Genomic DNA, 13,022 nt, shown 5'->3' with positions numbered 1-13,022 from the left:
TGAAACAAAGATGGTAGAAACAACAAACATCGAAATTAACACTTGCTATGTCAAAGTACCCAACAATGACTTAGAAATCGATGCTTACTTAGCTCAACCAGCACAAAAGGGAACCTTTGGAGCGGTTATAGTTTTTCCAGAAATTTTTGGAATCAACAGTAATATTCGAGATATCACCGAACTAATTGCTAAACAAGGTTATGTAGCGATCGCACCCGCGCTGTATCAACGTATTGCTCCCGGTTTTGAGGTTGACTATAGCGAAGAAGATGCTGGCTATAGCCCAGAAGGCTATCAGCTTGGTTTACAATACTATCAACAAGTTAAGTATCAAGAAATTTTAAGCGATATTCAAGCTGCGATCGCATACTTGAAAACTTTACCCAATGTCAAAGATGATGCGATCGGTGTGATTGGTTTCTGTTTTGGCGGTCATGTGGCTTACATGGCTGCAACTTTACCCGATATCAAAGCCACAGCTTCATTTTACGGTGGCGGCATTACCAGTTCCAGTTATGGTGAAGAAACTCCAACCGTCAATCGCACCTCGCAAATTCAAGGTACTATTTATGCATTTTTTGGTACAAGAGATGCATTAATTTCCCAAGAGGAAAATCAACAGATAGAGGCAGAATTAAAGAAATATAACATTAATCATCGTATATTTCGATACGATGCAGGACACGGATTCTTCCACGGATTCTTCAAAGATAAGTATCCATTCATCACCCAGAATCCGAGTTACAATCCCGCAGCGGCCCCTGATGCTTGGAAACATGTTCTAGAACTGTTTCAAAATCACTTGTAAAACCTAAAAATTCAGGAGTCATAATTCAGAATATTTAGAAAATTAAGGATGCTATCGCTTTTTAATTATTAAGCTTTAGCCTCAAAATCTTCTGATTGTTTCTGTAAAACTAAATGATATAGATTGTGGTGTCTTGTCGCCAAGTCAATACACCACAATTTTAGAGATAATTCGTAAATAAAATCTAAAGACAACTGAATCTGATTTTACTCATAATATAGACTAAATCAGTGCATTTATACAGTTATGGCTGCCATAAGAGTTCATAAATTTAATAAACATTATATGGTCGATAGACATTTTCAAATACTCTAAAAAAGGATTTATAAATGATTTATTCTCTTAGCAAGGATTTGAGAGTTTGAGAAAGTCATGATTAGCCGTAACACACTAGATATGTTGGTGCGTTAAGCGTTGCTATAACGCACCCTACTGTTACAAAATAAAATTCCAAAACTGCGATACTATTGGCTTTAAGATTTTGAGTTTTTCAGCAGGAGTTGACAACCACATGAGAACGGGTTGGGACTTTCTGTGCGATCGTCCGTAATCACTTCAATGGAAAGTTTACTGTTGTAAATCAATTCGTCATAATCCATTAATGCATCCCACATGATCGTGCCAGTGGGGAAGCCTACCTTTAAAGCTGCATCAGCTATTAACTCTTGCCATTTCTGAATCTCTGGATCTTGCGATTTGCAGTAATCGAGAATGGCAATAAATGCACCGGGCTTAGTTACTCGTAGAATCTCTTGAAAAGCACGGACAGGATGCTCAAGGATACAGAAAGTAAATCCCGACACTGCTGCATCAAAGCTATTATCAGGAAAATCAAGATTGTAGATATCCGATATCTTAAAAGTGACATCTGCGGATACACGCTTTTTACGTGCTTCATCCATCATCTTCTCAGAAAGATCAACACCTACGACACTTACACCTTCAGGATAGGCCGGAAGATTAAGACCTGTTCCTAGCGCAACATCCAGGACGGTTTGTCCCGGCTTCAGCTGCAAAGAAGCAATTAGGGGTTCGCGCTCGATGTGCCAATAACGCCTCACAATTGCCTCATAATCTACTGCCATCTGCTCGTAAGTTTCTATCAAATTATCAATCTTCATAGATTTTTTAACAAATAGGACTACTGATTTAACTATGTGTTCAACTGTGGGGTGTGTTAGCGCCCAAGCCTTGTGTATTGTACTACTACTTAAACAACTTGACAATTCTAAATTAGTATAAATTTAAACAACTCCATGAGCTTTTAGCCGCAGAGGAATCTGAATGATAAACTCGGTTCCAACTCCCGAAGTTGAGATGCACTCCAGTTTACCGCCGTGTTTTTCCGTGATAATTTGGTAGCTGATGGACATGCCCATTCCGGTTCCTTTGCCAATGGGTTTGGTGGTGAAAAAGGGATCGAATATTCGTTGCTGAAGTTCTTTAGAAATCCCGATTCCGTTATCTGCGATCGCAACTTCTAACCATGTTGAATTAACCACAGATGTGCGAATCTTAATTCGATTGGGGTTATCCTCGATTTCCTGATAGGTGCGCTTGGCATTATTTTCTTCTAATGCATCAATGGCATTCACTAAAATATTCATAAACACCTGGTTGAGTTTTCCGGCATAACATTCTACTAGGGGTACAGTGCCGTAGTCTTTAATCACCTCAATTTCAGGTTGTTCTGGTTTAGCTTTGAGACGGTGTTGCAAAATCATCAAGGTGCTGTCGATGCCTTCATGAATATCGACGCTTTTGAATTCTGCTTCATCGATGCGAGAGAAGTTTCGCAGCGACAGTACAATCTGGCGAATGCGTTCAGTACCGACTTTCATCGAAGACAACATTTTTGGCAAGTCTTCTTGCAAAAACTCCAGTTCCATGTCTTCAGCAGCCGTTTGAATTTCAGTACTAGGGTTAGGATTATATTGCTGATACAACTGCACAAATGCTAATAAATCTTGGGTATATTCCTGCACATGGACAAGGTTGCCATGAATAAAGTTGACTGGATTATTAATTTCGTGTGCGACTCCAGCAACTAATTGTCCCAGACTAGACATTTTTTCACTTTGAATAACTTGAAATTGAGTGCGCTGCAATTCCCCTAATGCATTTTTGAGTTCCGTGGTGCGTTCTTCTACTCGATCTTCTAGTTCTTCTTTGCTTTTCTCTAAGGCTGTAAAGGATTCGTGTAGTTGCCTTGCCATCTGGTTGAAAGAGTTGGACAGGGTATTAAGTTCTTGAATGGCGCTACTTTCCACTGTCTGAGCTAAATTGCCAGATGCCATTGCTTTACTTGCCCAATTCAGGCGCAAAATTGGGCGTACAATCCAATGGGAGGTAAACACGCCCATCACCGAGGCAAGAACTAATGCCCCAATACAAAGTGCGATCGTGGTGTTGGTGTTGGCGTTAATTTGTGCCATGAATGCATTTTCTGGCAAACTCACTACCACCAGCCAATCTAAGCCATACTTGTCACGCCAAGGTACAACATCAACAAAATGCCGTTTTCCTTGCAGTTCAAGCTGAAAATCCGTGTCTTGGATGATGGAGGTAAACCCGTTGAAGCTTTGGAGGTGTTTGGCAACGTTCTGGATGATTGCATCAGAACTGTCAATCGCCCGCACTCGCCGGATCTCTTGATTGACGAGGATAAAAGGCTTCTCTGTACCGGAACTGGCGATTAATGTACCATCCCGCTCTAAAAGGAACACCCGCCCAGATTGACTAATATTCAAATTGCGTAAAAAATCGCTGAGTTTCAATAGATGAATATCAGAGGCAATCATTCCTAGTAAGCGATTTTGCGAATCATAGATGGGACGACTAGCAGAGGCGGCAATGTAGGGGCCTGTTGGAAAATTTGCAGTATAAATCTTTGTCCAGATCGGTTTACCAGCAGCAATGGGTTGGGTGTACCAAATTTGGTTGAAGTTGTCCCAAGTAAAACGATTATTAACTTGAGTCCGATTACCCTGATTATCCGTGGCGTAGTTGGTATTGTTATTAGGAAGGTTGGCAGTCCAATCATCAATGGTGATCGTTTTGCCATCATAACGAGCGGCTCCCATTCCCTCACCCGTCGCTAGTCCAATACCAATATAAGTCAGGTCATAGGCCTGCATCTGATCCCAGAAATATTTGCCAAGGGTTTTGCGATCGCTCACATCCAATAATCCCCTGCGGATAGTATCTGCATTGATCTGATTAAGGGTTTGCGGAATGGAAAGACGAGACTTCAAATGTTCATCCACTACCTCACTGGTGCGATCCATCAACTGTTCTGCCAGATCATTAACTGCTCTTTGTCCATTTTTAAAAGACAAATAACCCACTAAACTGACCGCTCCAAAAATTTGGATGACGAAGGGAATAACAAGAACAATCTGTAATGGGAACGCTTTACCAATGCTTAGATAGTGAGTCTTCATTGCTGGAAGCTGGAAGTTGTGCTAATTTGATTTGCTTCTATAGTTCCCAAGATGTCCGCGTACTAACCTTTGTTTAAATTTTTTTTGTCAATCTAGGTCAGGGATCATATCAAAATATTCTCCAACCCCCTTAAAAAAGGCTTGCTCATAACCCTCTTTTACCCACTTCAGAAAATGGTCACTACAACCAGAGGGATCTTAACCGAACCGTATTGCAAGAGCAAGCCTCAAAGTATTCTCACTTCCTAGCTTTTACATTAAATTGCCAGCAATGACAACTATGTGTCTCTACCCGATGGTTTAATTATCTGAAAATTGCTGTCTCTATTGGTTTGAATATCTTAAAAGACATTTTTGAAGTCTAATTTATGATTCGTAGGTGGAGTTTTTTGATATTCACCGGATTCTATTATTTTTTTCAGAATAATAGCTCATCTACATCATTTTTGGTCTTCACTGAACTGGATTGAGCTATAAAGGAAATGTTTATGACATCACAATTTTTTCGTGGCATTAATTATACTGAAAAAGTCATTTCAGATAGTGATCAGAAAATTTTAGGAACTGCCGATCCAGACTGGTTTATTGTAGAAGGTAACAACAATGTCGTGAAGACGGGAAATGGCAACGATGTTGTCTTACTCGGAAGAGAACTAGACTTAATTTTTAATTTTGATACTAGCATTTTTAGTGGTCAGGTTTTGCAAACTAGTCCAACGTCTTGCAATAATGTGCTTGATGCGATCGTTCGTACTGGAGCAGGAGATGATTATGTCAGTTTAGGATCAGGCAATTACACAATTTCTTTGGGCAGTGGAAACAACTTTTTAGACGATTACGGTGGAAACTATCTATTCGATGGTGATGGTAATATTATCGGATTTGAGCCAATTTCAACATTAGTTGCCTCAGCAGGATCAGGCGATGATATTTTCTCTTTAAGTGGATTCGCCAACCGAACTATTAATGCGGGAAATGGTAACAACTTGATTTTGCTGGGAAGCGGTGATGCCAATATCAATACAGGCTCAGGAAATGACATTATCACCAGTGATATTTCAATATTGACTTATGTTATTGACACAGGATTGTCATCCTACAACCAAACTATAAAAGCTGGAAATGGTGATAATCAAATTGCTGTTGTTTTCTATGGCGAAACCACAATTCAAGCCGGCGGTGGCAATGATTTTATTTTTGCTGCTGGAATCTCTAATTCAAGTTTTGCCAAGATTTTTGCAGGTAATGGCAACAACACAATTATTACAAGTGATACAAACAGCACAATTAGGTCTGGCTCAGGTGATGACTTAATTTTTGCTGGTTCAGGTAATGACACTATCTATGGGGGAAATGGGAATGATCTAATCAATCTGCGAGGAGAAACGGTTTATCTTCCTAACCCTTTAAGTACGGATACAAATCTGTTTGGTTCATCTCTTGAGGTAACAGGCGGGGGAAATGATACAGTCTACTTGGGTCAAGAGAAAGACACAGATACAGTAGTTTTAGGAAGCAGTGGCTTTGCTGCTATCTATGGCTTTGGTTGCAACGATCGCTTAAATGTCAGTGGCTTAAATGCCAGCTTCAGCCGGGTGGGAAATGATACGCTAATTAGTTCATGTGGTGGTTCTTTGGGAATTCTCAAAGGATATACAGGTTCAGTAAATTTAGTGTAGGTTTAATTCCTGAATCACTCGTAGAGAAAGGAAACAGGGAATAGAGAACAACGACCTATTCTCTGTTCCCTTTATTTTGAGTAATATAGCAGTCCTAAATCATTCATGAAAAATTAGATCCCCGACTTCTCAAAGAAGTCGGGGATCTGGACAACGCAAATTTTCACAACTCATTTAGGATTGCTATAGCGCACATTCTAACTTGTCGCTGCTGGTTTCTTTCCATTCTTACCCTCCACACTGGCTACGAATGATGGCTGCTCAGTGCTGGGAGTTGGTGACTCGCCTCGTAGTCGTTTACGACGCTGATTTTTAGGAATTCCTCCCGCCATACCGTACTCCACACTGCTTTTGCCATATCGAGTCCCCACTGCCATTAGCATGTGTTCTGTCATATCTCCCAACTCACCTTCTGTTTCCAGCATTTCACGATACAATTTATCCAAGCTGGAAAGGGCAGTGTTATATGCATTTTCTCTAGTTCGCATCGTTTCGATTAGAGTAGAAAAGGCAGGTAAAGTAAGTCCATTGCCTAAATCTAAATTCGGATCAATAGAGTTTATGCTAGCCGCACGACGCACTGCTCTTTCTAACACTAGAGAAGTTCTTTTTCTACGAGCCACGATCTACACCTTGTAATCCAGTACGGTTAATATTCTTTACCTTAAAAAATTTGCGTATAGATCAGCCTGAGAGAATTCTGGCAAATCTGGAATGGTTTTTGCTACAAGTGCGATCGTTGTCATAAATGCGCGAACTACTTAAATGAGAAAGCAAACTGGGGTTTGAGAAAGCAAAAGCTTATTTTGCTTGCGGAAAACACCAAAATGAGTAAGTAAAAGCTTATTTTACTTGCGGAAAACACCAAAATGAGAAAGCAAAAGCTTATTTTGAGTAAGTAAAAGCTCATTTTACTTGCGGAAAACACCAAAATGAGAAAGCAAAAGCTTATTTTGAGTAAGTAAAAGCTTGTTTTGCTAACTAAATTTGACTTTATCTATATTTATGCACTGTGATGACTAGTTTTAATCGTTGTGATAGTAGTTGGCGATTTGGGAAGATGTTTTGTCTGTAGATTATGTGTGTCAAAGATTGTAAGCTTTGCTGACGATTGAAGAAGTTAACGTAGAAGAAAAATAAAAAGGGAATAAGAACTGCGATCGCATGAAGCGAGTTGCTTGTATAAGTGCGATGTCTACGACGGGCTACGCCTACGCAACACCAAAAACACTGACTCCAACAAATTGCAGGTGTATTGTAGACTTCCCTAACGTTTTTAACTAGTGGTAACTTTATGTCTAATTTGTCACAATAGTTATTTCAGTTAACAGTCTCCACAAAGATGACAGAAGTTACACTACACCCAGAGTGCCCGTTTACACATCAGACTTTTGAACTACTTGAAAAGTTTAAAAATCATTCAAGTGAAGATTTTTATTCAGATCATAAAGAAGAGTTTCAAGAATATATTGAAAAGCCTCTTCACCAAATTTATATTCATGTGATTGCTCAACTACCAGGTCAAATTATAGAAAAATTAGATGTACAGAATGCTACTATAGAAAAGTTCTATCATAGTAGCCTTCTAGGTTATTATTTAATTTCTAAAAAGACAACAAACAATTTTAAGTATATTAAGTTTTTTATCTGTATTGAAAAAGATGATTTTCGCTTTGGTCTTTTGATAAATGAATATAGCGATGCCAGACAAAAATTCATCAAAAATATTCAAAATAAAAAAATTAAAGAAATACTTCTCCAACATCTTAATCCAATAGATGATTTATATTTACGCTCTGAATCTAGTACAAGAATTAGTAACTTAAATCGTTTATCCGATTGGCTTAGAGTAGTAGGTTCGTTAAAAAGTGCTACGAAAAATATTCAAATTAGCAAACATCTAAAACCAAAAACAGTATTAGCTTCTTCTTCAGAAGAATTAGTTAAGAATATAAAGCAAACACTGGAAAGAGTTTTCCTTTTATTCTTAGTTGCGACTGAAGATAATCCTCTTCCACCGCTTAAGAGATATATATTAAAAGAGGATTTAGATGAAGCTATATATCTTTATAATCAAGGGCTAATACTTTATGAGAAAGCTGCATATATAGATGTTGTTGTGGCGTTTAATATTGCTATACAGAAAGCTCCTAACTTAGGAGATGCTTACAATTATAGAGGAAAAGCAAAAGCTAAATCGGGAGATATCAACGGTGCAATATCAGACTTGAACCAATTATTACTCATCCAACCGAAAAATGCTGAAGGTTATGATAGTAGAGGAAATCTTTATTGCAAACAAGATAATTATAATGAAGCTATTCAAGATTACAGCCAAGCGATATCGATAAATTCTAACTATGCTCTAGCCTATTATCACCGAGGAGGTGCGTATTTAGAATTTGAGATGAAACTAAAAGCAATAGTATCCCAAATTTTTGAATCTGTAGTACAATCTTCTAGTTTACTATGGTTAATATTCGGAAGTAAGATGCTTCCACTAATTGTCTATTTTCAAAGTTGGGATGCTACCCAAAAAATAATTGAGGATTTACGCATAGCAGTAGATTTATTTGAAAAGGAAAAAGATGTGGAAAATTATGAAGAAGCACAACGTCTTCTCAATACAATTCATCCAGACTATTCAGAACCAGAATTTTCAATAATTTACCAAAAAATATGCTCTAAGAAACTACAAATATCTAAAAGTGTACTGCGCCGTTATCACTTGGCACTTAAAACAAGAAAATTTGTAATTCTTTCTGGAATTAGCGGAACAGGAAAAACTTGGTTAACAAAAGCATACGCTGAAGCTATTGGTGCTAAATATATTTTAGTTCCTGTTGCTCCCAATTGGACTACTAATGAAGACTTGCTGGGATATTTTAATCCCATAGATCAAAACTATCATCACACAGAATTCAGTCATTTTTTAGAACAAGCGGCTGAAGAATATAAAAAAGCCAAAGCTGATAAACGTACACCCATACCTTATCATTTAGTTTTAGATGAAATGAACTTAGCACGAGTAGAGTATTACTTTGCTAAGTTTCTCTCAGTCATGGAAGTACGTATGCGTGAGGGAGAGACTGAAATCGAGCTTGCACCTGGGAAAAAAGTATTATTACCTCCTAATCTGTACTTTATTGGCACAGTGAATGTAGATGAAACTACCCATAACTTTGCTGATAAAATTTATGACCGAGCGCAAATGATTGAACTTGAAATTAATCGAGATGATTTAGAAAAGTATTTGGAAGAGGTAGAGTATCGAGAGATTCTAATGCAAATTTGGGATAGTCTACACGAAGTTGCACCTTTTGCTTTTCGTACTCTTAGCGAAATTAAGGCTTATGTAACAGAGTCCGAAGTATTAGAAATTTCTTGGAACGATGCTTTAGACGAACAGTTATTACAGAAGATTCTACCAAAACTAAAAGGTGCTGATGAAAGAATAGGAGAAGCACTAAAAGTATTTATTGAAATTGCTAAACAACATAAATTTAATCTGAGCCTTGCTAAAGCTACCAAAATGCGTGTAACATTTGAACAACATGGATTTACATCATACTTCTAAACTCGTTTTTCTCAATCTTGAAGGTAAAAAAATAGAAGCTCCTTTAGAATGGCAACCAGCTTACTTAGAAGTACTTGTAAATCCAGATAATCGGCGAGAAGCACAGGTTTACTTACAAGGTAAAAAACTCTCATTTTATCTAAGGGATGTAGCTGGAAAAGAACGAGTTTTAGCTGATTGGCAACGCTCAAATCCTGGCTATTATCAACTGCGATTTGAGTACCAGGGTGAGATTGAAGAACAAATTATCACTGTTTTACCTCAGAAAATTAGCCGAGAAGCTTTTGCTCAAATGTTAGAAGACCTTGATACTCGTCTTCCAACTTCAGTTGCGATAGGTTTACAAAAAACAGGTGCTTTGGCAGGTTTAAAATTACCACAACTTAACGAGCATACTTTAGCTCAAGAAATACTTATTTTACGCCGAGTTATTAGTGGTACAAGAAATCGACCAGGATTAACTAAAATTTTATCTGCGCTTGCCCGCGAACATCATAAAATTCTTAAAACTAACGAGATTTGGGTTAAAAAAGAGCAAGTTCGTAAACCTTCAACAAGTAATCTTATTCAAGCTTTTTCTAAAGGACATAATTTGGATAGTAATGGTAGACCGATTCGCGTCCTTGATACAAGAGTTGAACACACCGTAGATGTTTACGAGAATCAATTAGTTAAATTGTTTTTTGATTTGGTTAATTTAAGGCTTAGGCGAATTAAAAATGCTTGTGAAGCAAACGATACAAATCAGCTTTTAAATGAGGTAACATCTTTATCTGATAAACTAAAAAAATCTAGGCAAGAGGCTAATTTTCTCAATGAAGTCAGTCAACCTAAATCTTTGCCCAACAAAATCACAATGGTTTTGCTAAAATGTCCTGCTTATCATGCTGCTTTGCAAGGATATCTTGAATTTATTAGAAGCCCAGCAGTGTATTTAGATAGCCCAGACTTGAATGCACCTTTAGAAAATTTGCCCAAGCTTTATCAGATTTGGGGAACTTTATGGGTAATTATAATATTGTTGGAAGTCGCCGAACAAACAGGATACAACGTAGAAGAACAATGTTTAGTTGGTAAAGATAAAACTGGAATTTTCGTTAGAGTTTTTCCCAACGGTAAGCCAGTCATTGTGTTAAATCATCCACAGCATAAAACTATAATTAAACTAATTCCTGAGAGAACATATAGTACTAGTGGCAAACTCTATAGTTCTAGCTTTATACAGCGTCCTGATATAGCTTTAGAAGTACAGTTTCCAGATGGTTCACATTTAGTCTATATATTTGACCCCAAATACAAATTTGAAAGTGAGGAGCCAGAAAATATAGACAGAGAAAGCAAGCCCAAAAAACAGGATATCGACAAAATGCACACTTATTGCCACGCAATCCGAGACAATGAAGGTCAGCAAGTAGTAAATTATGCTGCGATTCTTTACCCTGGTTCTTATATATCTTACCAAGATGCACAAATTGAGGCTTTGCCAGCTTATCCAGGAGTTGAAGCTAAACTTAAAACGCATTTACATCGCATTTTAAGTAAAGCTTTGAATTCAAATTGAGATGATCCCTTTTCTGAACCTTCTGCAATTACAGATTTCTACGCGGCTTGAAGTCAATTGTTCAGTTATCGCCTAGCGCTGAAAGCAATTGAGCCAGAACGATTATTATATTATATTTGGCAGTTCTAGTAAATACCTACTGAAAATGCTCTACTTGGCTTCGGAAAAACTTCAGACAACAAATGTATTAGAAAATTTCACTGTTTCTACTCCAGCCTTTGAATTTAGAAATGTGGTTGACGTTGATTTGAGTGAACAGCCAATTTACACTAGTTTGCCTACATTTGACTGAAGCTCGGTTCTAGGTGAACCGAGCATTGATTGAGATTTTATTTGATGATTATCATGGCGCTTAGAGGATGTTTTAAAAGCCCCGAAAGTTATAATTTCGCAGTTATGCCTGGGTTAAGTACAACGCCAAATTAAATTTTAGCTATGTACTAAGATGCAATGCTTTGCTAACTATGAGAGCAAGAAACCCTTTTAAAACATCATCTTAGAGAAGCGCAATTTAAGAAAGCAAAGAAATTTTACTTGCGAGTTAGGTTAAGCAGTTCTTTGGGAGAAGCAAGTAAGTCAATAGCCACAAAGTAAATTTGACCTTGAGGATCGAGTAAAAATCGCCAAGCAATGTTCATCCCAACATTACCTCCAAACCAAGGAGTTTCGACCGTACCAGTAATCTTATGCTGTGTATAACCATCTTCTATGGTTTCCGAAACGCCTTTGGTTGGTTTCATCACTAACCCTTGTCCCTCATCTCTTAGGTAGGCAGTGATCGCTTCTCGACCAACAATTGGTTTTTGGAATGGTGGTTGCAGGGCACCATTGTTAGCAAATAAAGCAACAGCAGCTTCAAAGTTATCTGCATTCATTGCTTCAATGTATTTCAGCACTGTCGGTTCTGTAACTCCCTCAATAGTAAATTGGGGACTTAGGGATGTACGTGGAAACTTAAAGTTTATGACTTCTGCCTGTTTGTTATCAGCCACAGACGGATCGAAGCCCATATTTACTACAGTATTGCGTAGTACAGTAATCTGCTGACTCTGATCGATTCTCTGAACAGCTTCTAGCACTGTTTTAACTTCAGTTGACATTTGATAGCCAGCAGGCATAGGAGCGACGATACCCTCTTTCATCCACTCTCCTAACTGCCACCAGAATCCTAATTTAGCGTTGACGCCAAAGTATGCATAAGAACGGCTGATGGGAGTATCAGCATTACTCGCTAAATCTCTCATTAACTGGGTTTGTTCTTCATGAGACATCTGCTTAATGTCGTTGAATATACCTTCCATTAATTGGAGATTTGCTTTTCCGGGAGCAGCTGGAGTAATTGTACGACCTAGTTCAGCGTAGGCATACCAGAGAAATGCTAGTTGATCGTCAACATTGAGTTTAGCAAACATTGCTGTAGTGGCTGGAACTGCATCTGCCACTTGAGTGCTAGAGAAAATATTGCGTGCGGACTCGATACTATAAGTCATGCTTATTACCTTAAAGATTTACCTATTTAGTAGTTGCTTTTAACTACATTTTGTAGCTAGAAGGGTAAATCTAGGGCATTTTTATTGGATGACATAGTTATCCCTAGATTTTTAAATTTGATTCATTTTTATCTACTACTCTGGCATCATAGCTGGTAAAGATTAACAAAAGACTAAGATTTTTAAGATTTATCTGATGAATATCATTGAATGAAATGTATATCTACTATTTATTTCAAATTTATAGTTGAATCAAAGTATTTTTTTGAAAAAGATATCCTTCTAAAGAAAGATATTTAACTATATGTTATCTATCTATGGAAACAGATATCTACGTTTTCAGTTTTTTGACACTACAAATAGAATTTGGTAATTGCTTCAATTAGTTTTTTTTAATTACTGGCAGATTTATCTCTAGCCGTAGGTTGGGCTAAATCAAGTGAAATCTGTCTAATGTAAGCCCT

8 protein-coding genes are annotated in these 13,022 nt (G+C 37.7%); 4 read left to right on the top strand and 4 right to left on the bottom strand.

Going from position 1 to position 13,022, the window contains the following annotated elements:
* Window positions 1-10: 10 nt before the first annotated feature.
* Window positions 11-808 (top strand): dienelactone hydrolase family protein, encoded by a 798-nt coding sequence (locus tag RRG12_RS17220; protein WP_420760119.1) that lies wholly within the window; start codon window positions 11-13, stop codon window positions 806-808.
* Window positions 809-1,281: 473 nt separating this feature from the next.
* Here RRG12_RS17220 and RRG12_RS17215 read toward each other — a convergent pair whose 3' ends face one another.
* Window positions 1,282-1,929: a class I SAM-dependent methyltransferase gene (locus RRG12_RS17215; RefSeq protein WP_069073133.1), complete on the bottom strand. Its 648-nt coding sequence runs from the start codon at window positions 1,927-1,929 to the stop codon at window positions 1,282-1,284.
* 123 nt (window positions 1,930-2,052) lie between these two features.
* Window positions 2,053-4,251 carry an ATP-binding protein gene (locus RRG12_RS17210; RefSeq protein ID WP_420760118.1) on the bottom strand — a complete coding sequence of 733 codons (2,199 nt, stop codon included), beginning with the start codon at window positions 4,249-4,251 and terminating at the stop codon, window positions 2,053-2,055.
* Window positions 4,252-4,739: 488 nt separating this feature from the next.
* Here RRG12_RS17210 and RRG12_RS17205 point away from each other — a divergent pair, with 488 nt between their 5' ends.
* Window positions 4,740-5,930: a calcium-binding protein gene (locus RRG12_RS17205; RefSeq protein ID WP_420760117.1), complete on the top strand. Its 1,191-nt coding sequence runs from the start codon at window positions 4,740-4,742 to the stop codon at window positions 5,928-5,930.
* A 197-nt stretch (window positions 5,931-6,127) separates the two neighbouring features.
* Here the strand turns inward: RRG12_RS17205 and RRG12_RS17200 are convergent, their stop codons facing one another.
* Window positions 6,128-6,553: a hypothetical protein gene (locus RRG12_RS17200; RefSeq protein WP_420760116.1), complete on the bottom strand. Its 426-nt coding sequence runs from the start codon at window positions 6,551-6,553 to the stop codon at window positions 6,128-6,130.
* Between the two features lie 719 nt (window positions 6,554-7,272).
* Here RRG12_RS17200 and RRG12_RS17195 point away from each other — a divergent pair.
* Both RRG12_RS17195 and RRG12_RS17190 read left to right on the top strand, forming a co-directional pair.
* Window positions 7,273-9,507: a tetratricopeptide repeat protein gene (locus RRG12_RS17195; RefSeq protein WP_420760115.1), complete on the top strand. Its 2,235-nt coding sequence runs from the start codon at window positions 7,273-7,275 to the stop codon at window positions 9,505-9,507.
* The gene (locus RRG12_RS17190; protein WP_420760114.1) at window positions 9,485-11,068 is read left to right on the top strand and encodes a DUF2357 domain-containing protein; all 1,584 of its coding nucleotides are present in this window, start codon (window positions 9,485-9,487) and stop codon (window positions 11,066-11,068) included. The genes RRG12_RS17195 and RRG12_RS17190 overlap by 23 nt, the downstream gene beginning before the upstream one ends.
* A gap of 530 nt (window positions 11,069-11,598) precedes the next feature.
* On the opposite strand, the gene RRG12_RS17185 is transcribed toward RRG12_RS17190, so the two are convergent.
* A complete protein-coding gene (locus RRG12_RS17185; protein WP_420760113.1) occupies window positions 11,599-12,558 on the bottom strand; it encodes an orange carotenoid protein N-terminal domain-containing protein in 960 nt (319 codons plus the stop codon).
* Window positions 12,559-13,022 lie beyond the last annotated feature (464 nt).

This window comes from Nostoc sp. CALU 546 (assembly GCF_048836525.1).
The sequence above is the reverse complement of the archived record's forward strand: the minus strand, read 5'-3'. Positions and strand labels throughout refer to the sequence as shown.